At 66.1% G+C, this 21,739-nt stretch carries 22 protein-coding genes; 14 read left to right on the plus strand and 8 right to left on the minus strand.

Annotated features, from left to right (window positions below; all coding sequences use genetic code 11):
- Positions 1-23: 23 nt before the first annotated feature.
- The gene (locus tag AC1M2K_RS12130; protein ID WP_480241188.1) at positions 24-1,271 is read right to left on the minus strand and encodes a multidrug effflux MFS transporter; all 1,248 of its coding nucleotides are present in this window, start codon (positions 1,269-1,271) and stop codon (positions 24-26) included.
- Between the two features lie 133 nt (positions 1,272-1,404).
- Here AC1M2K_RS12130 and AC1M2K_RS12135 point away from each other — a divergent pair, with 133 nt between their 5' ends.
- The 5 genes from AC1M2K_RS12135 to AC1M2K_RS12155 all read left to right on the plus strand — a co-directional run bounded on the left by AC1M2K_RS12135 (position 1,405) and on the right by AC1M2K_RS12155 (position 5,019).
- On the plus strand, positions 1,405-2,286 hold the full coding sequence (locus tag AC1M2K_RS12135) for a helix-turn-helix transcriptional regulator (RefSeq protein WP_480241189.1): 882 nt from the start codon (positions 1,405-1,407) through the stop codon (positions 2,284-2,286).
- A gap of 328 nt (positions 2,287-2,614) precedes the next feature.
- Complete coding sequence (locus AC1M2K_RS12140) at positions 2,615-3,094, plus strand: SRPBCC domain-containing protein (protein ID WP_480241190.1); 480 nt, start codon at positions 2,615-2,617, stop codon at positions 3,092-3,094.
- Positions 3,091-3,408 (plus strand): ArsR/SmtB family transcription factor, encoded by a 318-nt coding sequence (locus AC1M2K_RS12145; protein ID WP_480241191.1) that lies wholly within the window; start codon positions 3,091-3,093, stop codon positions 3,406-3,408. Before AC1M2K_RS12140 ends, AC1M2K_RS12145 begins: the two co-directional genes overlap by 4 nt.
- Before the next feature lie 380 nt (positions 3,409-3,788).
- Entirely contained in the window at positions 3,789-4,472 is a 684-nt protein-coding gene (locus AC1M2K_RS12150; protein WP_480241192.1) for a hypothetical protein, read from the plus strand.
- A 118-nt stretch (positions 4,473-4,590) separates the two neighbouring features.
- A complete protein-coding gene (locus tag AC1M2K_RS12155) occupies positions 4,591-5,019 on the plus strand; it encodes a hypothetical protein (protein WP_480241193.1) in 429 nt (142 codons plus the stop codon).
- Positions 5,020-5,066: 47 nt separating this feature from the next.
- On the opposite strand, the gene AC1M2K_RS12160 is transcribed toward AC1M2K_RS12155, so the two are convergent.
- The 5 genes from AC1M2K_RS12160 to AC1M2K_RS12180 all read right to left on the minus strand — a co-directional run bounded on the left by AC1M2K_RS12160 (position 5,067) and on the right by AC1M2K_RS12180 (position 10,691).
- Complete coding sequence (locus AC1M2K_RS12160) at positions 5,067-6,272, minus strand: glycoside hydrolase family 1 protein (RefSeq protein ID WP_480241194.1); 1,206 nt, start codon at positions 6,270-6,272, stop codon at positions 5,067-5,069.
- A 40-nt stretch (positions 6,273-6,312) separates the two neighbouring features.
- On the minus strand, positions 6,313-7,206 hold the full coding sequence (locus AC1M2K_RS12165; RefSeq protein ID WP_480241195.1) for a carbohydrate ABC transporter permease: 894 nt from the start codon (positions 7,204-7,206) through the stop codon (positions 6,313-6,315).
- A gap of 10 nt (positions 7,207-7,216) precedes the next feature.
- On the minus strand, positions 7,217-8,173 hold the full coding sequence (locus tag AC1M2K_RS12170) for a carbohydrate ABC transporter permease (protein ID WP_480241736.1): 957 nt from the start codon (positions 8,171-8,173) through the stop codon (positions 7,217-7,219).
- Complete coding sequence (locus AC1M2K_RS12175; protein WP_480241196.1) at positions 8,173-9,438, minus strand: extracellular solute-binding protein; 1,266 nt, start codon at positions 9,436-9,438, stop codon at positions 8,173-8,175. The genes AC1M2K_RS12170 and AC1M2K_RS12175 overlap by 1 nt, the downstream gene beginning before the upstream one ends.
- A 101-nt stretch (positions 9,439-9,539) precedes the next feature.
- Positions 9,540-10,691 carry a LacI family DNA-binding transcriptional regulator gene (locus AC1M2K_RS12180; protein WP_480241197.1) on the minus strand — a complete coding sequence of 384 codons (1,152 nt, stop codon included), beginning with the start codon at positions 10,689-10,691 and terminating at the stop codon, positions 9,540-9,542.
- Positions 10,692-10,943: 252 nt separating this feature from the next.
- Here AC1M2K_RS12180 and AC1M2K_RS12185 point away from each other — a divergent pair, with 252 nt between their 5' ends.
- Positions 10,944-11,528 (plus strand): M23 family metallopeptidase, encoded by a 585-nt coding sequence (locus AC1M2K_RS12185; RefSeq protein WP_480241198.1) that lies wholly within the window; start codon positions 10,944-10,946, stop codon positions 11,526-11,528.
- 24 nt (positions 11,529-11,552) lie between these two features.
- On the opposite strand, the gene treS is transcribed toward AC1M2K_RS12185, so the two are convergent.
- Positions 11,553-13,793: a maltose alpha-D-glucosyltransferase gene (gene treS / locus AC1M2K_RS12190; protein ID WP_480241199.1), complete on the minus strand. Its 2,241-nt coding sequence runs from the start codon at positions 13,791-13,793 to the stop codon at positions 11,553-11,555.
- Positions 13,794-14,044: 251 nt separating this feature from the next.
- On the opposite strand from treS, the gene AC1M2K_RS12195 reads away from it, so the two are divergent.
- Genes AC1M2K_RS12195 through AC1M2K_RS12230 form a run of 8 tightly spaced genes read left to right on the plus strand, consistent with a single transcriptional unit; the run spans position 14,045 to position 21,032 of the window.
- Complete coding sequence (locus tag AC1M2K_RS12195) at positions 14,045-15,124, plus strand: PIG-L deacetylase family protein (RefSeq protein WP_480236865.1); 1,080 nt, start codon at positions 14,045-14,047, stop codon at positions 15,122-15,124.
- The gene (locus AC1M2K_RS12200) at positions 15,121-16,122 is read left to right on the plus strand and encodes an ATP-grasp domain-containing protein (RefSeq protein WP_480241200.1); all 1,002 of its coding nucleotides are present in this window, start codon (positions 15,121-15,123) and stop codon (positions 16,120-16,122) included. The genes AC1M2K_RS12195 and AC1M2K_RS12200 overlap by 4 nt, the downstream gene beginning before the upstream one ends.
- Positions 16,119-16,853, plus strand: a complete 735-nt coding sequence (locus AC1M2K_RS12205) for a PHP domain-containing protein (RefSeq protein WP_480241201.1) — start codon at positions 16,119-16,121, stop codon at positions 16,851-16,853. The genes AC1M2K_RS12200 and AC1M2K_RS12205 overlap by 4 nt, the downstream gene beginning before the upstream one ends.
- The gene (locus AC1M2K_RS12210; protein ID WP_480241202.1) at positions 16,850-18,349 is read left to right on the plus strand and encodes a glycosyltransferase family 2 protein; all 1,500 of its coding nucleotides are present in this window, start codon (positions 16,850-16,852) and stop codon (positions 18,347-18,349) included. The genes AC1M2K_RS12205 and AC1M2K_RS12210 overlap by 4 nt, the downstream gene beginning before the upstream one ends.
- Positions 18,346-18,516, plus strand: a complete 171-nt coding sequence (locus AC1M2K_RS12215; RefSeq protein WP_480241203.1) for a hypothetical protein — start codon at positions 18,346-18,348, stop codon at positions 18,514-18,516. The genes AC1M2K_RS12210 and AC1M2K_RS12215 overlap by 4 nt, the downstream gene beginning before the upstream one ends.
- Complete coding sequence (locus AC1M2K_RS12220; protein ID WP_480241204.1) at positions 18,513-18,878, plus strand: response regulator; 366 nt, start codon at positions 18,513-18,515, stop codon at positions 18,876-18,878. The genes AC1M2K_RS12215 and AC1M2K_RS12220 overlap by 4 nt, the downstream gene beginning before the upstream one ends.
- Entirely contained in the window at positions 18,871-19,272 is a 402-nt protein-coding gene (locus AC1M2K_RS12225) for a response regulator (protein ID WP_480236859.1), read from the plus strand. Before AC1M2K_RS12220 ends, AC1M2K_RS12225 begins: the two co-directional genes overlap by 8 nt.
- A complete protein-coding gene (locus tag AC1M2K_RS12230; protein WP_480241205.1) occupies positions 19,269-21,032 on the plus strand; it encodes an ATP-binding protein in 1,764 nt (587 codons plus the stop codon). Before AC1M2K_RS12225 ends, AC1M2K_RS12230 begins: the two co-directional genes overlap by 4 nt.
- Here the strand turns inward: AC1M2K_RS12230 and AC1M2K_RS12235 are convergent.
- Positions 21,029-21,667 carry an MBL fold metallo-hydrolase gene (locus AC1M2K_RS12235; RefSeq protein WP_480236857.1) on the minus strand — a complete coding sequence of 213 codons (639 nt, stop codon included), beginning with the start codon at positions 21,665-21,667 and terminating at the stop codon, positions 21,029-21,031. The two genes, AC1M2K_RS12230 and AC1M2K_RS12235, sit on opposite strands and share 4 nt — an antisense overlap.
- Positions 21,668-21,739 lie beyond the last annotated feature (72 nt).

The raw sequence follows: 21,739 nt of genomic DNA on the forward strand, positions 1-21,739 counted from the left end.
CTCCTTCGGTTGGGGTTGGGTGGCTACGCGGCTGGTTCAGACGCCGACAGCGTCGTGGTGTCAGACCGGGCAGAGGAGGGGCGGACGAGGACGAGATAGGCGGCCGCGGCGAGAATCACCGCAGTGACCGTGACCACCCCGAGCGGGAGGATGCTGGTGGCGCCGGCGACGCCGACGAGCGGGGCTGCGATGCCGCCGAACCCGAACCGGACCATTCCAAGCAGGGAAGACGCCGTTCCGGCGATCTGCGGGTATTCGGTGAGGGCGAGGGTCGTCGCCGGGGTCGACGAGATCGCGACACCGCTGGCGAGGGCGAACAGCGAGACGATGACCACCCACAACGGCATTGCCGTCAGGCCGGATCCGAGCAGGCCCGTCGCTCCGATACCGGCGACGAGGATACCGATCGTGAGGGTACCCGGAATGCTCCATCGTTCCGAAGCGCGGCCGGCGAGATATCCGAAGATCATGAATCCGGCGGAGTTGAGGGCGAATGCCGCCGCATATTCCTGCGGAGAGAGCCCGTAGATGTCCTGCAGCACATAGGTCGCTCCTGCCAGGTAGGCGAACAGAGCCGCGTAGAGGAATCCCTGGTTGAGGACCGCGCCGAGAAACACCCGGTCCGCGAGCAATGTGCGGAAATCGTGCACGGTCTGCCTGAGCCCGCCGCGGGTGCGGCGCGTCGCCGGAAGCGTTTCCCGGAAGACGAAGAGAGTGATGATGAGAATGCCGGCGCCGACCACCGCAAGGAAGAGGAACAGCCCCCGCCAGTCCAGAACCGTGTTCAGCACACCGCCGAGCAAGGGGCCGACGACGGCGGCGAACCCGCCGATGACGGTCAGCCGCCCGTAGAACCGGATCAGCGCACCGCCGGAGTAGACGTCTCGGCCGGCGGCCTGAGCGATCACGATCCCGACTCCACCCGCGAGGCCCTGGACGAATCGGGCGGCGATGAGGAGTTCGATGGTCGGGCTGAACGCGCACAGCGCCGAGGTCGCGATGTACGCGACGACACCGATCAGCAGGATGCCCCGTCTGCCGAACCTGTCGGAGAGGGGCCCGGCGATCAGCTGTCCGGCGGCCAGGCCGATCAGGCAGGCCGTGACGGTGAGCTGGGCCACGGATGTGGCGGCGGCGAGCTCGACCGTGAGAGCAGGAAGCGTTGGGAGGTAGAGGTCCATCGAGATCGGACCGAACACCGTGAGTAGCAGGAGAAGCGTCGGCAACAGGGCGACGGCTCGCGATCGGGACGGTGCTGTGGTGTCTGGCATGAACCCAGTCTTCGTGCCGCAGTCCCCGGGTGGGAGTCTCTGATGAGGGGTGTACTGCGAGAGGACCCCTCATCCTCAGGGGTGCCATGACAGGGCATCCCTTCTTGGGGGCAGCGGATCTACCCTTGGTCGTATGGACAACCGAGCAGAGGTACGCGAATTCCTCATGACCCGCCGAGCCCGCGTCACCCCCGACGCCGCCGGCATCTCCGCCGGACCCAACCGGCGCGTGACCGGACTGCGGCGCACCGAGGTCGCGGCGCTCGCCGGTGTGAGCGTGGAGTACTACTCCAAGCTCGAGCGCGGGGCGATCGCCGGCGCTTCGGCATCCGTCCTCGACGCCATATCGCGTGCGCTGCAACTGGACGACACCGAGCGTGCTCACCTGCTCGACCTCGCCCGTGCCGCCGACGGCATTCCGACCTCCGGCCGGCCCCGCCGCCGCGTCGGCAAGCCCTCCGCCCCTCGGCCGAGTCTGGAGTGGGCGCTGGCATCGATCACCGACGGGATCGCGTTCGTGCGAGACCCACGGCAGAACCTCGTCGCCGTCAACGAACTCGGCCGGGCGTTCTATTCACTGGTCATCGGCGACGGTGGACGCACGCCGAACCTCGCCCGCTTCCAATTCCTCGACCCTGCTTCCCGTGATTTCTACCCCGACTGGGACCTGTTCGCTGAAATGTGTGTCGGCATCATGCGGGCGGAAGCCGGCCGGGATCCCCACGACAAAGCGCTCCAGGACCTCGTCGGCGAACTCTCGACTCGCAGTGACACCTTCCGCACCCTGTGGGCGGCGCACAACGTGAGGACCCACGGCTCGGGGACGAAGAGGTTCCAGCACCCGCTTGTCGGCGAAATCGTCCTCGCGTACGAGGAGCTCGCGATCACCGCCGAGCCGGGCAACGTGCTCCTGATTTACACCGCCGAGCCCGGGTCCCCGTCTTCGGAGCGGCTCAAACTTCTTGCGTCGTGGAGCGCCGACCCGAATTACGCTTCGGGGATCTCGCGCCCGTAGTTTTCGAGCGTGATGCTGTCGGGCTCCGGTCCACCGCGCGTGCCCCCACCGCGGAAGGAGCATTGCTCGCACTCTCCTCGCGCGGTCCAGGTAGGACATTGACCGTGAGCCGCGACACCGTCAACCTCTTTCTCAACCAATGACGCTCACACATGAGGAGTAACACATTCCCAGGAGACAACTAGGACAGGGCCTCGAGGTCTCCGCGGTCGGATTCGGAACTTGATGCAACTCTGAGGTTGCATTTCGGTGAGTAATCTGCAATCGTTGAATTGCAGATCGCAGTGAACGCAGAGACTGCGACACGAAATCGAAGGGACTGATCAGCATGAGCCTGACAACCAATCAGCCAGCCGTCGCCGATGAAGGCGAGTACTCGGTGCGGCGCACGATCCGGATCGCCGCTCCTCTCGCGAAGGTATGGTCCGCGGTCACCGAACCCTCCCACATCTCCGCATGGTTCGGGCGTACCGAGCTCGACGGGACCGAGGCGGGGGCGCAGGGGAACATGACGTTCGAAGATGGTGGCGCCATTCCGCTGCGGATCGAGGCGATCGACCCGCAGCGCCGGGTCTCCTACCGATGGAACAACGACGACGCGCTCGGTCGGCCTCCCCGGGAATTCGACGACGGAACCTCGACCGTATTCACCTTCACTCTCGAGCCCACGGCGGACGGCACGCAACTCACCGTCGTCGAGACTGGCTTCGACCGCACGTCGGACCCGGCCGCGAACCTCGCGAGCCACGTCGACGGGTGGACAGCTGAACTCGACAAACTCGTTGCCCTGCTCGAGACCGTGTCATGACCGCTGTGACGATGGTTCCCGTCTTCGCGGCTCTCGGTGACGAGACTCGGTGGAGCATCCTCGAGGCGCTCGGCGGGGGCGACGCGTCAGCGTCCGCTCTCGCCGGGCGTCTTCCGGTCAGCCGCCAGGCCATCGCGAAGCACCTCGCCGTGCTCCATGAGGTCGGCCTGGTCGAACCGGTGCGCGCCGGTCGCGAGCTGAAGTACCGGGTGATCGGTTCGCAGCTGAACGCCACCGCGCGCCGGCTCGACGCCGTCGCCGCGGAATGGGACCGCCGCCTCTCCGCGATCAAGACGATCGCGGAAGGACTTTAGGTCCTGTTCGCACGGTCGTCGTAGCGCGAACTGGGCGCGGGCGATGCCGTCGGTCGGGTCGCCGCGGTCTGAGACGCCGACGGTGTGCCCCGCACTGGGGTGCGGGCAGACAGACGGCGACGGATAGCGTGTTCAAGCCAGTGCTTACACCTTTCGTCGGGATGAGTGCTGGCGCGCCCTGCCCCCGCCAATCGGCGCGGGCGGGGCACCCGCCGAGGCCGTGCGCTCGAGTTGCCACAAAGTCTCGCTCACGATGTCGCGGGGGCGACCGTTTGTGGCGACTCAGCCGTGTTGCGGCGGGTGGTCGCCGCGTGTCATCACCGAGGTGGACACGGATGTCGCCGATGCCGCCTATTCTCACAATTGAGCGAAGGGCCACCATGACTCCGAACACCTCCATACCTGACGCGAGCCGGCGCAAGCGCAGGCTCGTCTGGGGAACAGCGATCGCACTCGCCGTCGTTGTCATCGTCGGCGCCGGAATTGCCTTCACTCTCAGCAACCAGCCTGCGCCGACGCCCCCTGCGGCAGCCGAACCCACACCGACGGACACCCCGTCCCCGACTCCCACGGTCACGGCGGAGCCCACACCGACCGTCCAGCCCGTTGCGCTTCCCACCGACTGCAGGAAGATCTACACCCAGGAGTTCCTGGACGCATGGGCAGGCGAGGAACTGAACTCGCCCCAGCTCGATGGTGTCGGCATCTCCCGTCATCCAGCGATCGAAGACATCCGCGTCACGCTCCCGGGAATCGACTGCCTCTGGGGCGGCGCGACCGAAGGCGGCAGCTCGAACGCTGTGAACTCGACAACGCCCGAGCAGAGGGCCGCCCTCATCGCCGCAGCGACAGCCGAAGACTTCACCTGCGTCGACAATGACGCGGACTCGTACACAGTGTGCTCGATCTCCGTCCAGCTGAGCCCGGAAGAAGACCCGGATCAGTGGACCGTGTCAGAAGAGCTCTACTTCCGCGACGGGCTCGTTGTGAGCAGCTGGCGAGCAAGCACCGCTGGCACCATGGCGGACACCACGCAGCCGGTCTATGACACGCTCTGGCCGTAGTCGGCGGCGTCGGGGACTCTGACTCACGCGGTCAGGAACCCGAACCAGGAGCTCACCCTGATGGGGCCGTGTTTTCGTCTCCCTGATCCGATACGGTGAACCAACGAAAGTGGGGGACATGGGTCGTTCAGCGGTGAGGCGAATCGGCGTGATGGCTGCCCTGGTTCTGTTGATGAGCGGATGTGGAGCGGCCACGCCGCCGGCGTACACCGAGCTGTCCTCGAAGCAGACGTCGTCTGATCTCCTCCCGGACGGATACGGGCACCAGGACGGCATCGACGCCGACTCGGTCCGGTTGGTCGGGACGCATGACGGCAACGACTACTTCCTCGCTCGGTCCACCGACACGGACACGAAGAACGGGGTGTGCATTCTCGTCGTGCCCGCTGAGTCCCCGCAGGCCGGGTACCGCGCGTGCAGCGGCGGCGGAGAGCTCACAACGCACATGAACGGTCAACGCGCAGTTCGCTATCTCCCGCCAGGTTCGCCGGAGATAGAGCACGACGACTGGATCCGGCTGTCCGACAACCTCGTGCTGCTGAGCTGACGAAGCGACGCTGAGAGCATCGGGCCTGAACTCGGGTGAGTCCCGCCTCAGCCTGCGGGCGTTGGCACGGACTCGGCCCGGTGGGCGAGCGTCCCGGTGCGGGCGACGTCGCCGAGCCAGTGCGCGCTCGGCTTCGGCGTGCGTTCGAACGTCTCCCTGTCCCAGCCGATGAGACCGAACGTCGGTGTGAAGCTGCCCCACTCGTAGTTGTCGAGAGCCGACCAGTGGTAGTAGCCCCGCACGTCGATCCCATCGCTCATCGCGGCGTGAAGTCCGGACAGCGCGACATGCGTGTAGTCGATGCGGCGCGTGTCGTCTGATGTCGCGAGTCCGTTCTCGGTGATGAGGATCGGAGTCCGGTCCGTCAGGTCCCAGGCATGGCGGACAGCCATCTCGAGCGCCTGCGGGAAGTACTCCCAGCCGGTCAGCGTGGTCTCCCTGCCTTCGGCGACGGGGAGCGGGCCGTCTTTGCCGATGAACGTGCGCAGGTATGCCTGGACGCCGACGTAATCGTCGCCGGCAGCCGCCTCGAGGAAGATGTCCTCCCGCGGGTACCGGTATGCGCGCATCTCGACCTCGCACCCTGGTGCCGCGTGGAAGGCCTGGCCGGCGATCGTCCAGCCGGTCTTCGCGCTGCTTGTCGCCGCGAGGACTTCGCGGGAACGTTTGTGCGCCTTGATGAGCTGCCCGGTGATGCGGGCGTCGGGGGAGGGCAGGGCGGCCGCCGCCATGTCGGTGCCCTCGGTGCCGCGCGTCATGGCGACCATGTTGGGTTCGTTGATCGTGCACACCCACGGGACCCCGTGCAGAATCGTCGACGCGATCTCGGTGTACCTCGCGAAGAGCTCAGGTGCGTCTTCGCGCGTCCAGCCCCCGCCCTCGGCGAACCACCTCGGGTTCGTGAAGTGGTGCAGAGTCACCATCGGGGTGAGCCCAAGTTCGAGCGCTGTGTCGATCATGCGCCGGTAGTGCAACAGAGACGCCTTCGAGACGAATCCCTGCTCCGGTTCGATGCGTGCCCATTCGATGCTGAACCGGTAGGTGTTGAAGCCCAGCCGCGCGAGAAGGGCCATGTCTTCCGGGTACCGGTGGAAGCTGTCGGCGGCGTCTCCGCTGGGCTCGGCGATGTCCGTGCCTGTTGCGTGCTCGCGCACCCACCAGTCGGTGTTCACGTTGTTGCCCTCGATCTGGTGTGCGGCGGTCGCCGCTCCCCAGATGAAGTCGTCGGGAAAGCGAAGGTCGTTCGGTGTCATGGAGTCGTATCTTTCAGGTCGATGGAGCGGACCGGACGAGTTACTTCAGCCCCGCTGTGGCCACGCCACGGATGAAGTAGCGCTGGAGCAGTACGAACAGAGCGAGGATCGGGGTGATGACGAGCACCGATCCCGCGAGCAGGATGCCGTAATTGGTGGCGTTCTGACCGGTCGAATACAGCGAGAGCGCGACCGGCAGGGTGTACTTCGACTCGCTCTGCGCCGCGACGAGTGGCCAAAGGAAGTTGTTCCACGACGCCAGGAAGGTCAGGATGCCGAGAGTCGCCAGCGGGGGACCGCACAGCGGCATGACGATCCGGGAGAAGATCCGGAACTCCCCGGCGCCGTCGATCCTCGCGGCCTCGATGAGCGCATCCGGGATGCCGAGGATGAACTGCCGCATCAGGAACACCCCGATCGGGGCTGTGATGAACGGGAGGATCAGCGCGGCATAGGTGTTGACGAGACCGAGCTTGGACACCATCACGAACAGAGGCACGAAGGTGACGACGCCAGGGACCATCAGGGTCACCATCACCAGGGTGAAGAGCACGTTCTTGCCGGGGAACTCCAGCTTCGCGAGGGCGTAGCCGACCATGGAACAGAACACGATGTTGCCGAGCACGGTGATGACGGCGACGATGAGGCTGTTCGAGAAGAATGTACCGAAGTTCAGCGGCCCGAACCACTGGGCGAAGTTATCGAATGTCGGGTTCTCCGGCCACCAGGTGGGTGGTCGCTGGAGGATCTCGCTCTGGGTCTTCACCGACCCGAGTGCCATCCAGACGAACGGCACCAGCCAGACCAGGAGGCCCAGGCCGAGAACGATGAAGGTCAGGGCGCGTCCGCTGACACGGCGGCGGCGACGCCGTGCGGGAGGTGGTGTGTCCTGCACGGAGGCCGGAGCGGAGAGTGAGGTGGTTGTCGCGGTCATGGCTTTTCCCTCAATCCTTCGAACGCAGGACGCGGAACTGAACCAGCGCCAGGAGAGCGATCGCGAGGAACAGAACATAGCTGGCAGCCGACGCGAGACCGTACTCGCCGAATCCGAACTGCTGGTAGGTGTAATAGGCGATGGACAGGGTCGAATCCAGCGGCCCACCCTTAGTCATCACGAACGCTTCCTCGAAGAACTGGAGGTAGCCCACTGAGATCAGGACAGCACCGAGAAGGAGCGTCGGGCGCAGGAGCGGGATCGTGATCGAGCGCAGTCGGCGCCACGGGCCGGCGCCGTCCATGAGAGCAGCCTCCTGCACGTCCTCCGGGATGGCCTGCAGGCCGGCGAGGAAGATGACCATGAGGGTTCCGACGTTGCGCCAGACCGCCATCATGATCAGCGACGGGAGCGCCCAGGTCGTGTCGTTCAGCCAGTTGGGACCGGTGATGCCGATCATCGCGAGACCGCTGTTGAGGAGCCCGTCCTGCTGGAGGATGTAGCGCCACACGACGGAGATGGCGACGATGCTCGTGACGACGGGAGCGTAGAAGCCGACCCGGAGAACGGACACGATCCGTCCCCTGCCGGTATTCAGGCCGAGGGCGAGCGCGAGGGCGACCGCCATGGTGAGGGGAATGCCGACAATGACGAACATCCCGGTGACACCGAGCGATTTCAGGAAGCGGTTGTCGGCGAACAGCGTTGCGTACTGCTCGAAGCCGGTGAAGCTCACCGCGAACGGGGTCTGGATGTCGCTGGCCCGGAAATCGGTGAACGACATCGCGAACGAGCCGACGATCGGCACGAGCATGAAAACTGCGAAGACGATCACGAACGGGAGCGCGAAGCCCCACGCGATGAGCGCATGCCGACGTGCTCGCGGCGACTGCCGGATTCTGGTCTTGCCTCCCCGGCCGGGGCGCTGGCGCACCTCGGCCGGGAGGACGGCTGGGAGAGACAAGATCAGTCCAGACCGATCGAGTCAGCCTTGCCCTGAAGATCCTTCAGCGCATCAGCGACCGACACGTTCCCGCGTCGGATCTGCTCGAGCGCCTGGTCGGCTGCCGCTGAGACCTGAACCCAGGTGGTGCTCACCGGAGGCGCCTCAGCGGTTTCCAGCTGGGTGCCGAACACGGCGAGCTTGGGGTCGTCGGCCAGTGCAGGGGCATCCCATGCCGTCGGTGTTGCCGGCAGGTCACCCGTGAGTTCGTACCAGGCTTGCTGGGTCTCGGGAGTGCTGAGCCACTGGGCGAGCTTCCACGCCGACTTCTGGTTCTCGCTCTTATCGAACACGACGAGGTTTGCCCCGCCGCTGAACGACGTCGACGACTCCTGCGTGGGCAGCACAGCGGTGGTGTACTTGTCGGCGAAGCCCTCGCCACCGAGGGTGTCGAGCTGGCCCATCATGAACGGACCCTCGATGAGCATCGGCGTGCTTCCGTCGACGAACGCGGCCTCCTGGGCGCCGGCGGACACATCCGCGTCAGCGTCCGCGACCTCGTCGGCGAAGAAGCTCTGGTAGTACTCGTAGGCTTCGACCATCTCGGGCGTGTCCAGAGTCCAGGCGTCGTCCGCGGTCAGGCTCGCACCGTTGGACCAGGGCATCCAGAGCGTGCCCTGGAAGGAGTCGTTCCCCGCAGGGAGGCGGATCCCGAAGTCGGCTCCTGCCTTGGTCTTCATGTCGGAGGCCATCTGCTTGAGGTCGTCCCACGTCGTGGGAGCCCCGCTCCAGCCGGCCTTCTCGGCCAAGTCGGTGCGGTAGTAGAGCACGCGGGTGTCGACGTACCACGGCACACCGGTCGCACGGTCGGCGACCTCGGTGGTGCTGAGCGCACCTTCGAAGAAGTCAGACGTGTCGAGGTCGGTCGGAACGGTGGTGAACGCGTCGGCGAAGTCAGCCATCCACGTCGAACCCATCATCGCGATGTCCGGGGTGTTGCCCCCGGCGATCGCAGTCTGGAACTTGTTGTGAGCGGCATCCCAGGGGATCGCGGTCACTTCGACGGTGGCATCAGGGTTCGCCTTCTCGAACTCCTTCACGAATTCGGGCAGCTTCTCACCTTCGGCGCCCATGGCCCACATGGTGACAGTCCCTGTGGCGGGGCCGGATCCGATCGTGCTCGCGTCATCCGGAGTGGACGCAGACTCGTCGGCACGGCCGCAGCCGGTGAGCCCGAGTACCGCAGCCATCGTCACCGCCAGGACGCCGAGTTGGGTGGTCTTCTTCACGTGTTCCTCCTTGAACAAGTAGCTCGCCTCAGCGAGTCGTCCGAATCTAAGCGCATAGATCGGATGCCCACGAGTATGGCACGAGAACGGGGCCAGTTCAACTAAACGACGTGAATCGTGCGGGCCGGGCAGCCACAACTGGCCCGCAGGACCAGTTTCGTTCCGAGCCGGATCACCCGGGCCTCAGCGGCAGGAGCAGATGTTTCGTCCATCAGGAGACGGGCGGCCACGCGGCCCATGGTCTCCATCGGCTGCCGCACCGTGGTGATCGACGGCTGCGACAACCGGCCGGCCAGGATGCCGTCGAAACCGGTGACGACGACATCCTCCGGCACCCGTACGCCGTGGCTCTGGAGCAGGTCGAGGAGGTTGAGGGCGAGCTGGTCGCTGGCGCAGACGAGTCCGCCAGGGAGATTGCCCGATCGGAGCAGTTCGAGCACCCGCGCGAAGCCACGTCCTTCTCCGAGCACCGTTGCGTCCAGTTCCGACTCGGGAGCGGGGAGACCGAAACTCCGGAGGGTGTCCTGCATGGCGAGGAATCGTTCGCGATAGTCCGCGACCGTCAGGGCGCCGACGAATGCCAGATCCGTTTGTCCGTGTTCGCGGACAAGATGGGTCACGAGCTCGCGCATGCCGCCGTCGTTGTCGACCAGCACGCGGTGGTGGCCGTCGTCAGCAGGAGGAGCGCTAAACAAGACGACGGGCATCTTCAACGACACGTGCTCGAGTGCGGCCAGTCCGGTCTGCGCCGGAAAGATCGCGAGTCCGTCGACCCGTCCGGCTGTCTCGGCCACAGACGTGCTTGCCTCAGCGCCGCTGCTGAGGAGGACAGGGCGGCCCTGGCTGTTGCATTCCAGTTCGAATCCACGCTGGACCTCGTCGACGTAGAGGGGAAACGCCCTGGGATTCGACAGCAGGTCGTCGTTGGCGTCGTCCCACGGGATCATCGATTGGGAGATGTCGAGGGTCTGCGAGGAGCCGACCCGATCGGACGCGGTCGCATCGCCGCCCTGTGGTTCCTCGAGCAGCAGATCGAACGAGTGAAGTCCGAAGGCGCCGGTACGCCCGTGCGCGAGGCTTCTCGCTGAAGCGCTGGGGATGTAGCCGATCTCTTTGGCGGCGGCGAGAACCAGATTTCGAGTCTCCTCGCGCACCTGATCCGGGCGGCGGAACGAGAACGACACCGTCGCAATCGACACCCCGGCGCGCTCGGCAACGTCGTACACCGTTGGGCGCCGTCGACCAGTCTTCATCTTCCCTCCACAGGAAACCTTAGCCATCGGAAAGCGGCGGCGCGCCAGGCACCCCGCGAAAGAGGCCTCCCCGAGACGCTGTCGGCGTGCGACACTGGGTACCGGTCAGCGCACCGTCATCCCGTCGAGGGTTGCCGGTGGTGGGGGAGTCCTCGACGGTATCCGCTCGCGCGGCCTCCGATCTTTCCGACCGACAGGACACACTCACATGGCTGACCAGCTGCCCCGTTCGAGCGCCGGACCTGTGCCCCGATGACCCGCCGAGCCTCCACCGCTCCGCCGGCGATGTCGCGGTTGCGTCGCACCGCGGTCCTGTCGCTCCTCGCACTGCTGGTGGGCGTCCCCAGCCTTCTCGGTGGCGTCGCGCTGCCGGCTGGGGCTGCCGTGACCGCGGACGGCAACTACATGCACGACGCTGACGCCGCATGGATCAGACCGGTCCCTGGGCGGGTAACCTCGGTGTTCGGACCGCGACCCATCATCTGCAACCCCGCTGGTTGTTCCTCGTCCATTCACGAGGGAATCGACTTCGGCTCGCCCTGCGGAACGCCGATCAAGGCCGTGTCACCCGGCCGGGTGACCTTCTCCGGGGATGGAGGCGGTTTCGGCCAGCGAGTAATCATCGACCACGGTGCAGGCGTTGCCTCCGTCTACGGGCATGCCCAGCTCGGCTCCCGCAAGGTGACCGTCGGGCAGCAGGTCCGTGCAGGGACCATCGTCGCGAACGTCGGAGCAACCGGTGTCGCCACAGGCTGCCACCTCGACCTCAAGATCCGCGTCGGCGGCGTATTCATCGACCCGGCACCGTGGATGGCGTTCCGCGGCATCAAGCTCTGACCGCCCCCGACGACGGATTCCCGGTCAGTCGTTCGCGACCGACGCATCCTCCTCGGCATCACCGATCAGCAGGCACAGACCCGCGTACGGCTCCAGCCGTACGGCGAAGCTCTCGAGGTCGTCGACCCGTCCGATCTCGAGACCGCTCTCGGCGTCGATGACCGAGCGCCGCGCGATGAGTGCCTCGGAGCGCACCGTACCTTCGATCGGCTCACCGGTGAAGTTGAGCACGGTGACCTGAATCTGGGCGTCGTCAATCGACGCGTCGCCGTCGTCGAGCCTGTGCACCATCACGAGCATGCCCGGGTGGGCGACATCCGGGATGTCCAGCTGTGTTCCGACGTCGATACCGAGCGTCGACCGGATCGTCAGGATGCGCGACACCTCGCTGGCGAAGGAATTCTCAGTGGCCAGCTGGTGGGGGAGCGACCCGTAGAGGGACCGCCCTCGAGGCATCCCCGAACTGGAGACGGTCGCTTCCGGGTCGACATCCATGAGGTCGTGGGCGCCACGATGCACCCAGCGGGTGTCACCTTCGGCGATGAGGTCCGTGACCTCGCTCGACGGCAGGGGCAGCATGCCGAGGAGGTCCCACGCGGAAAGCGCGAACACCCCTGGCTGCCAGGCGTTGAACATCACAAGGAGGAGATGAGCGCGCTTGATCTCGTCGACGTGCGCCTCGGTGATCGACGCCAGGGTGGTGTGTCCCTGTGCGGCCGCGACGACGGATGCCGTGGTGCAGGCGATCCCGTTGGTCGTGAACACGAGGTTGTAGTCGGCCGAGTCCCCGGTGAGCTTCTCCAGGAGGTCGCCGCGGATGGTCTCGGCGAGCTGGGCGCCGGTCATCTCCTCGTCGCGGAACGGGTAGATGTCCGCGCGGTGTCTCGTCGCCCAGTGGACCAGCTCGTAGGTGAGCTCGTCGTGGTTCTGCATGGCGTGGACGAGCCCGACCGGCTCGACGCCCGTCGTGAGCGAGGTCCGAAGCGTGAGGCGCAGGAACTCCGTGTCACCCACCGCGAGGGCGTGCTGGTACGCAGGCCGGTTGATGAAGTCGTACGACAGGTCGGCGCCGACACGACCGGTGTCGCGGATGTCCTCCATGGTCAGGTTGAGCTCCTGGAACGAGAAGCCCCCGACCTTGCGCACCATGCCGGCGATGAGGTGGTTGGCGGCTTCGGACAGGGGGTGCCCTTCCGACCACGCCGGGGTGCCTTCTGCGCTCTTCTCGACGCCGAGGAATCCGTTCGCATCGAGCCGGAGCGCGCTGGATCCGAGGTCTCCGAGTGAGTGGAGGGCGTCGCCGATGACGAGCCGCATCCCGGCGAAGGTGGGGTCGAGCCAGTTGATCGACGGCTGACCCTGCTTGAAGTAGTGCAGGTACACCCATCGCCTGGTCCGGCCGTCGGCACCGAGCACCGGGGCCGTGACGCTCCAGTTCGTCTCCTTCGTGCCGGGGGAGTAGAAGATGACGCGCTGCAACTGACCGATGATGTATCCCAGGTCGGCGAGCCTGGCCTCCGTCGCGGCGTCGAGGTTCACGGAGTCCCGCGTGTCCGGCACCGGGGGCAGTTCGTGCCAGTCCTCCTCAGGGATCTCCACCATGTGGTAGATCCCCGGGTAATCCTTGTAACCCATCTCGGCGAGGCGGAAGTCGGCGCCCTTTCCGGTGTGACCGGGAACGATGTCATCGATGACGCTGCCGCCGTGCTGGTCGGCGACGTCGGAGAGCTGCCTGAACTCGTCCTCTGACCCGAACGCAGGGTCGATCTGGGTGCTGATGCGGTCGAAGTGACCGTCGACGCTTGCGGTGCTCGCCCAGCCGGTGATTCCGCCTGCCTGCTTCACCGGACCGGTGTGCACCGCGGTGATCCCGATCTTCTCGAAGGCCTCCCACAGAGCTTCGTCTCCGAGCGAGGCGAGGTAGGACTGCTCGCCGGTGATCAGCGAGATCGGGTACGCCGTGAACCAGACCGATGCCGTGCGAATCGCCCGGCGAGCATCCGGGCGGGCGTAGGGGTTCCTCCACATGCTCGGCTGCCCTGACAGTCCCCGACCGAGGACCTCGGCATCCCTGAGCATCGACTGGCGGGTCAGCCACTCCACGTACGACGGGTTCGATCCGTCAGCGGACCTCGGGTCGGAGAAAGAACGGCGGATGCTGCTGGCCCTCATGTTGGAGCGGGGCCGCAGGCGCTTGGGCCGTGCCGGGTAGAGATCCTCGTCATAGGTGATCTCGATCGGCTCGATCTCCGGTTCGTCAGTCATCGTGTCGTGCTCCTCTGGTCAGGTGGCCGCGGAGCGGCGGTCGGCCTTCCCGCGTTTGTAGAATATGCCCGCTGTCCGCATCGAGCGGTAACGAGGTGGTGCCCGTGGTGCGATGGTCGGGTTGTGGTGTAACGGATGACGCTACGCCGGTAAGCGGCCGATAGTGAAAACGCCGGGCGGTGAGCGGGACATATGCGGTGACGCCGATCCTCTGGGACCTAGAGTAGTCGGACGGCCTTGAGGGGAGACCTGTGACAACCAACCCGTTCCGCGCGATCGTGGTGGAAGACGACCTCGACGTCCTGTATTACGTCCGCACCGTGCTCACGCGGCGTGGATTCGAGGTCCAGGCGCTTTCCGATCCGTTGGAGGCCGCACAGGCCGTACGCGATTTCGCGCCAGACGTCGTCATCACCGACATCGAGATGCCGGGGCTCAGCGGACTCGACCTCATCGCACAGGTCCGCGACGTCCAGCCGGGCACCCCTGTCGTCGTGATGACCGCCCACGTCTCCGTCAGTTACGCGGTTTCCGCCCTGCGGAACGCAGCGGACGAGTTCCTGACGAAACCTGTCTCATCCGCCGATCTCGTGAGCGTGTCCACCCGGCTCGCCGAAGAATTCCGCCGAGCACAGGCGTCCGTCAGCCGCAATGTCGTACTCGCGATCGGCGCCCACCCTGACGACGTCGAGATCGGCGTGGGTGGTCTGCTCGCCGCGCACAGGGCCGCAGGAGACACGGTCGCGATCCTCACTCTGTCCCGCGGCGCCCGCGGTGGCGAGGCAGACGGCCGGCAGCACGAGTCCCTGGCATCGGCGGAGATGCTCGGTGCTCGCCTCTTCCTCGAAGACCTGCCTGACACGGCCATCAGCAACGCCGACCCGACGGTCGGCATCATCGAGCGGGTCGTCGCCGAGGTCAAACCGACCATCGTCTACACGCACAGCGACCACGATCGCCACCAGGACCACCGTGCCGTGCACGCAGCCGCCCTCGTCGCCACGCGCCGGGTGAAGACGGTCGCGTGCTTCCAGAGCCCGTCGGCCACGGTCGACTTCCGACCCAACCGGTTCGCCTCCATCGACGGCTTTACCGAGAAGAAGCTCGCGCTGCTGGCCTGCTTCGCGTCGCAGGCTGACATCCGCGACTACCTCGAACCTGATTTCGTGCTGGCGACCGCCCGGTACTGGAGTCGCTACGGCGCGGGGAAGAGCAGCGAGCCTCTCGAGATCATCAGGGAAGCATCCGACGTGAAGGCGTCGCACGCCGACATCGAAAGCGCCGCGCGAGCCGAGAGACAGCGTAACTACGAGCAGGGAGCACAACGATGACGCGAGTACTCGTGACAGGAACCGGAGGTCCTGCCGGCGTCGCCGTGGTCCGTTCGCTGCTGAAGCGGGCGGATGTCGACCTGTTCTCGGCGGACATGGACGGCTGGGCGAGTGGTCTGTACCTCGTGCCGGCTGACCGTCGTCGCATCGTCCCGCGCGGTCTCGCCCCCGAGTTCGTCGACGCGATCATCGACATCTGCCGGGCCGACGAGATCGACGTCGTCTTCTCCACCGTCGACGCCGAACTGCCGGCACTGGCTGCCCGCCGTGACGAGCTCCATGACGGGACCGGAGCCGTCCTCGCGGCGCCGTCGATCGAGACCCTCGAGGTCACGCTCGACAAATTCCTCCTCGCCGAACGTTGCACAGGGATCGTCCGCGTCCCAGAGACTCGCTTGCTCGACGCCGACGGTGTCGCAGAGGGGTGGGAATTCCCGGTCATCGTGAAGCCCCGCCGGGGGGCCGGTTCGCGCGGCGTGCGTGTCGTCGAGGACCGCGACGCGCTCACCGCGCTCGGCCACGACGATGCCCTGATCATCCAGGAGCACCTCCCCGGTGATGAGTTCTCGGTCGACGTCTTCGCCGACGCCTCCGGCAGTGTGATCGCAGCCGTGCCCCGCACCCGCACCCGGGTCGACTCCGGTGTCTCCATCGCCGGGCGCACGGTCAGCAACGACGAACTCGAGCGCACCGCAGCCTCCGTCGCAGCGGCCATCGGCCTCGTCGGTGTCGCCAACGTGCAACTCAGGTACGACCGCAACGGAGTCGCGGCGCTTCTCGAAGTGAACCCGAGGTTTCCAGGGGCGATGCCGCTCACCATCGCGGCGGGCGTCGACATGCCGTCCCTGGCCCTCGACCTCGCGCTCGGCGTGCAGCTGCCCGAATCAGTCCCATTCGCCGAGATCGCAAACGTCAGGTTCCTCGAAGACGTCTTCGTGCCCATCGACGACATCCTGTACTCCGAGAACGCGGCGCACGACGAAGGACCCGAACAGTGACAGCTGGGGTCCGCTCGATCCTCGCGGGGGACCACCACGTCCACTCCACGTACTCGGACGACGCGACGAGCACACTGTCGGAGAACGTCGCCGCTGCAGCGGCACGTGGGCTCGAGCGGATCCGCCTCGTGGACCATGTCCGGCAGTCGACCGCGTGGGTGCCCGAGTTCCTTGAGTCGGTGAGGAAACTCGACGTCCCCGACGGGCTCACAGTGCTCAGCGGTGTCGAAGCGAAGATCCTCGACGCCAGGGGAACCCTCGACGTGCCTCCCGGCCTGCAGTTCGGAAAAGACGGGATCGACGCCGTTCTCATCGCCGACCACCAGTTCCCCGGGCCGGACGGGCCCTGGTCGCCACGGGAGACCCGCGAGCGACTCGATGCGGGCCTCGCGGCATCCGACGCGATCGACCTTCTCGTCGGGGCTCTGATCGGGGCGATGGAGTCCGTGCCGGCCGGCCAGCTCGCCCACTGCTTCTCGATCCTTCCGAAGATCGGGCTGGCCGAGTCAGATCTCACCGACGAGCACCTCTCCGCGTGGGCCACGGCCGCCGCACGCACCGGGACGCTCCTCGAAGTGAACGAGAAGTGGGCGTGCCCAGTGCCGCGAACGCTGCGGGCCGCCCTCGACGCAGGGGTCGAGCTCGTCGCGTCGACCGACAGCCACTCGGCCGAGGACGTCGGCCGATACGCCGAGGTCGTGACACTTCTGACGGATGCCGGTGCCCGATGAACGCCCTCGACATCGGCACAATCCTTCTCGGCGCTCTGACCATCGTGCTCCTCGTCTTCGTCGGCACCGGTGCGATTCCCGTGATCTCAGCGGCATACTCATTCCTCGCGATCCCTCTCCACGCGTTCCGCAATCACTACGCCAAGGCGAAGCCGTACACGCCGCGCGTGGCCATCGTCATCCCTGCCTGGAACGAAGGCGCGGTGATCGGTGCGTCCATCGACCGGCTGATGGCCCTCGAATACCCTCTGGAATCGCTCCGGCTCTACGTGGTCGACGACGCCAGCACCGACGACACCCCTGACGTGATCCGCGCGAAGGCCGAACAATTCCCCGGCAACGTGTTCCACCTGCGACGTGAGCAGGGTGGCCAGGGCAAGGCCCACACCCTCAACCACGGCATCCGGGTCATCCTCGAAGACGACTGGATGGAAGCCCTGCTCGTCATGGACGCCGACGTGATCTACTCGCCCAATTCGCTTCGGCGGATGACCCGCCACCTTGCGGACCCTGAGGTCGGGGCCGTTTCCGCCTACATCCGCGAGGGCAGCAGGGACAAGAACTACCTGACGCGGTTCATCGCGCTGGAGTATGTGCTCTCCCAGCCTGCGGCCAGGCGCGCCCAGAACGTCCTCGGCGCGCAGGCCTGCCTCGCCGGGGGAGCCCAGCTGCACTCGAGGGAGAACCTCCTCGCCATCGGCGGTCAGATCGACACGTCGTCGCTGGCCGAAGACACGATCACGACATTCGAGACGCAACTCGGCGGCCGCACCGTGGTCTTCGAACCGCTCGCCATCGTCCTCGCCGAGGAGCCCGGATCGATCGACGCGCTGTGGAAGCAGAGGTTGCGGTGGGCACGCGGCAACGTGACGGTCACCTCGAGGTATCGCAACATCTGGTTCCGCCCCTCCCGCACCCACAAGCTCGGCACGATCTCGTTCGGACTCGTCTGGTTCAGTCTCTGGCTGCTGCCGATCGCCATGATTCTGTCGTCGGTCGGCTTGGTCGGGCTCCTCCTGCTGCAGAGTGACCTGGCCTCGGTCATCTTCCGGGCACTCTGGATCTCTGCGGCGTGCACGTTCGTCTTCACGCTTGCCTTCGCGGTCCAGCTCGATCCTGAACTGACGCGGAAGACCTGGCGTGAAGTGCTCACCTTCCCCGGGATCATCTCCATGCTCGTCATGCTGACCGCGTTCTTCCCCGGGTTCCTCCTGGAGTGGCTGCCATCGTTGTTCGGTCTTGAAGTGACCGAGAGCGGCTTGTTCTGGATCACCCTGTCGATCTACCTTTGGATCTCCGTATCCATGCTTGGCGCGTGGCTCGCTCGGAAAATCGAGAACACGGCGATCGGCCGCGTGCTCACGCCCACTCTCGTCTATCTCGTCGGATATGGTTCTCTACTGTGCGCGATCACATTCGACTCGTACATCAAGGAACTCCGACACGCTGAGGCGAAGTGGGACAAGACCGAAAAGACGGGAAGGGTCACCGCATGACCGCTCGACATGCAGCACCCGTCGATCCGCGAAATCGCGGTGACGCCGTCCTCCAGGAAGAAATCGATCGCAACCGCTCCGGTGAGTGGGCTCTCATCCCGAAAGCGGTCATCGCCCTCGCGTTCGTCGTCGTCCTCGTCGTCATCCGTGAGTTGTTCTTCGTATGAGCGCTGGCCCCCTGGTTCTCATCGTCGAGGACAACGTCGATCAGCGTGACCTTCTCCGTCTCAATTTCGAGCGTGCCGGCTGCACCGTGGTCCTGGCAGAATCTGCCGAAGCGGCCATCGTCTCGTACCGGGAGACCACACCGGATCTCGCGGTGGTCGACCTGATCCTGCCCGGAATGGACGGCCCGACGTTCATCACCCAGATGAAGCGCGAACGTCCTGAGTGCGCGATCGTGGTGACGAGCGTGCTCGACCCCAGCGACTTCCCGAGCTCGGACGGCGTGCTGCCCAAACCGTTCACCCGCGCGCAGGTCGAGGACGTGCTAGCGAACTGCCTCCCTGACTGGAGTACCGATGAGTGAATCCGCTGTGACCCGCCGCGTGGTGATCGCCGACGACGATGCGGACATGCGGATGCTTGTGGAGATCGCCGTTCGCAAGGCAGGCCTCGAGCTCGTGGCCACGGCCGTCGACGGAGATGACGCCTGGCGAGCCATCCAGGATCACAAGCCGGAACTCGTCGTCCTCGACGTGTCCATGCCAGGGATGAGCGGACTCGACGTGTGCCGCCTCGTGCGCAGCGAACCGTCGCTCGCCCACATCCCTGTGCTGTTGCTCTCCGCCGGCGTCAGCGGCGCCTCGCGTGAGGCCGGAACCCAGGCGGGTGCTGACGACTTCATGCCGAAGCCGTTCAGCCCGAAGCTGCTGTCCGAGAAACTTATCGCCCTCGCCGCAGAACGGGGGCGCGCGGAGTGAGATCGCCGTTCGCAATCGTCAGCCATTGGGTCAGCGTCGACCGGCCGAGTCCTCTGATCAAACACGTCCCAACGACCATCGCCCTCGGCGTCGCCGTCGCCATCTCCCTGACGGCGCCCGATCTGCCGGTGACCCAGCCCATGGCGTTCACCGCATCGATCCTCGTCGGGCTGTTCTCGGTGGTGCTGGCCTTCGTCTTCACCCGCAGGCCGGTGTCATCGACGGTCGCACTCGTCGTCCCCCTGATCGCCCTCCTCGCGATTGCCCTGCTCCGGGTCGGTACGGGAGGGGCAACTTCGCTCTTCTCGTCGCTCATCATCCTGCCGGTGGTCTGGATCGCGGCAGAGGAGGGACGGCGCTGGATCCTGGTCGCCGGCGTCGGCACGGCGGTTGCCCTCATGATGCCGTTCATCGTCCTCGGTGAGGTGCCCGACGGTAGGGCCGAATGGCTGCGCGGGGTCGTCGCGCCGTTCGTCTTCACCGTCGTCGCTGCCGTCGTCAACGAGATGTCCCGTCAGAATCGCGCCCGGCTGCAGTCCATCCGCGCCCTCGCCGAGGAGCGCGAGGCGGCCCTCGCCGAAGCTCAGGAGCAGGCAGCACAGCTTCATCAGTCCGGCCTCGAACTGCGCAAAGCCAACGAGCTCACGAGCAGCGTGCTCGACGCCGTCACCGTTCAGGCGATCATCGGGACGGATCTGACGGGAACGATCGCTGTGTGGAATCCGGGTGCGGCTTCGATGCTGGGCCGGACGGCGGAGGAGACGATCGGACGCGCGTCCATCCTCGACTTCCACCGGGAAGACGAGCTCGAGAACCGCTCACGGGAGCTGAACTATCCTCCAGGAGCGACAGTACTGAACCCGGGCTTCTCAGCCCTGGTCGAATCCGCTCGCCTCGGGGTGCCCGAGATGCATGACTGGACCTACCGGCGGCATAACGGCGAGGAGTTCCCTGTCGAGGTGGCCGTGACGCCGCGCGTGGACGCTGCCGGCGCCACGAGCGGGTACATCTTTGTCGCCACAGACATCACGCAGGCGGTCGAGGTGTCTCGGTTGAAGGACGAGTTCGTCGGGCTCGTGTCCCACGAGCTCCGCACACCGCTCAGCTCGATCCTCGGCTACCTCGAGCTCATGAAGGACGACGAGGACTCACCGCTTTCCGCGGAGCAGCAGCTCTACCTGGGCGTGGCCGAGCGCAACGCCCACCGTCTGCTCGGCCTGGTCGGCGACCTCCTCTTCACGGCACAGGCCGACTCAGGTGGCTTCCCGCTCTCCCTCGGGGAGGTCGTTCCGAGCGAACTCGTGTCGAGTGCCGTCGACTCGGCCAGGCCGGTCGCAGAGGCCGCAGGCATCCAGCTGTCCGCCGAGGGGAACTTCAGCGACCTCGTCATCCTCGGTGATCGGGGACGGCTCGGGCAGGCCATCGACAACCTCATCTCGAATGCCATCAAGTTCACGCCGCGTGGAGGAAGTGTGAGCGTAGGACTCGTCGAGCCCGACGGCGATCGCCCTCTGGAGATCACCGTGCGCGACACCGGCATCGGAATCCCGGCCGCTGAACTCGACCAGTTGTTCACCCGGTTCTTCCGGGCCACGACGGCGACGGCGAACGCAGTGCCTGGGGTGGGGCTCGGCCTCGTCATCACCAAGGCCATCGTGCAGGCTCACGGGGGAGAGCTCGATGTAGCCAGCGTGGAGGGGGCGGGCACGGTCTTCACCCTGCGTCTCCCGCTCGACGCGAAGGTTCCCGCGCACTCCTAGATGTCGAGGGTGTCCCCGGGGTTGAGGGCGAAGAACTCTCCGCCGTTCTGCTCCGTGGCCCAGGTGATCCGCAGATTTGCCATGTCTTTGCCCGCCTTCGAGAGGGTCATCTCGTGGGTGGGGAAGGTGCGCTTCGCCTTCACCGCGAGCACGTAGTCCATGACGTCGCCGATCTTCAACCATGGGGCGCCTGCCGGCACGGCATGGACGTCGACCTCGACGCCCTCCGGCACGGTGTACGAGTCGCCGCCGTAGTACACCGACCCGTTGACGAGCACGCCGAGATTGTCGACGACGGGGATGCTTTCGTGGATGACCGCGTGCCTGGCGCCGAAGAACTCGAGGGTGAATCCGCCGACCTCGACGACGTCCCCGGCCTGCACCATCCGCACGGGCAACGGCGCGGCAGCGGCGACCACGCCGGCGGGCCCGAACACCTGCGCATCCGGGTTCTTGTCGAGGATGCGACCGAGTTGCTCTGGGGTCCAGTGATCGGGATGCTCGTGGGTGATCACGATCGCCACGGCCTGGGCCGACTCGGTGATCGCCGTCGTGAACGACCCGGGGTCGATGAACAGCTTGCGTCCGTTTTCTTCGAGAATGAGGGCGGCGTGCTCGAGCTTGGTCAATCGCATACCCAGAGCTAATACCCTCGCGGGTGCGCTTTCAAGACGGCGCGCAGAGGCGGTGTGTTCCACTGCCATAAT

Source organism: Mycetocola sp. Y171 (genome assembly GCF_056713165.1).

Coding starts and splice junctions, on each gene's coding strand:
- AC1M2K_RS12130 (WP_480241188.1), bottom strand. CDS start 1,271: ATGCCAGACACCACAGCACCGTCCCGATCGCGAGCCGTCGCCCTGTTG.
- AC1M2K_RS12135 (WP_480241189.1), top strand. CDS start 1,405: ATGGACAACCGAGCAGAGGTACGCGAATTCCTCATGACCCGCCGAGCC.
- AC1M2K_RS12140 (WP_480241190.1), top strand. CDS start 2,615: ATGAGCCTGACAACCAATCAGCCAGCCGTCGCCGATGAAGGCGAGTAC.
- AC1M2K_RS12145 (WP_480241191.1), top strand. CDS start 3,091: ATGACCGCTGTGACGATGGTTCCCGTCTTCGCGGCTCTCGGTGACGAG.
- AC1M2K_RS12150 (WP_480241192.1), top strand. CDS start 3,789: ATGACTCCGAACACCTCCATACCTGACGCGAGCCGGCGCAAGCGCAGG.
- AC1M2K_RS12155 (WP_480241193.1), top strand. CDS start 4,591: ATGGGTCGTTCAGCGGTGAGGCGAATCGGCGTGATGGCTGCCCTGGTT.
- AC1M2K_RS12160 (WP_480241194.1), bottom strand. CDS start 6,272: ATGACACCGAACGACCTTCGCTTTCCCGACGACTTCATCTGGGGAGCG.
- AC1M2K_RS12165 (WP_480241195.1), bottom strand. CDS start 7,206: ATGACCGCGACAACCACCTCACTCTCCGCTCCGGCCTCCGTGCAGGAC.
- AC1M2K_RS12180 (WP_480241197.1), bottom strand. CDS start 10,691: ATGAAGACTGGTCGACGGCGCCCAACGGTGTACGACGTTGCCGAGCGC.
- AC1M2K_RS12185 (WP_480241198.1), top strand. CDS start 10,944: ATGACCCGCCGAGCCTCCACCGCTCCGCCGGCGATGTCGCGGTTGCGT.
- treS (WP_480241199.1), bottom strand. CDS start 13,793: ATGACTGACGAACCGGAGATCGAGCCGATCGAGATCACCTATGACGAG.
- AC1M2K_RS12200 (WP_480241200.1), top strand. CDS start 15,121: ATGACGCGAGTACTCGTGACAGGAACCGGAGGTCCTGCCGGCGTCGCC.
- AC1M2K_RS12210 (WP_480241202.1), top strand. CDS start 16,850: ATGAACGCCCTCGACATCGGCACAATCCTTCTCGGCGCTCTGACCATC.
- AC1M2K_RS12215 (WP_480241203.1), top strand. CDS start 18,346: ATGACCGCTCGACATGCAGCACCCGTCGATCCGCGAAATCGCGGTGAC.
- AC1M2K_RS12220 (WP_480241204.1), top strand. CDS start 18,513: ATGAGCGCTGGCCCCCTGGTTCTCATCGTCGAGGACAACGTCGATCAG.
- AC1M2K_RS12225 (WP_480236859.1), top strand. CDS start 18,871: ATGAGTGAATCCGCTGTGACCCGCCGCGTGGTGATCGCCGACGACGAT.
- AC1M2K_RS12235 (WP_480236857.1), bottom strand. CDS start 21,667: ATGCGATTGACCAAGCTCGAGCACGCCGCCCTCATTCTCGAAGAAAAC.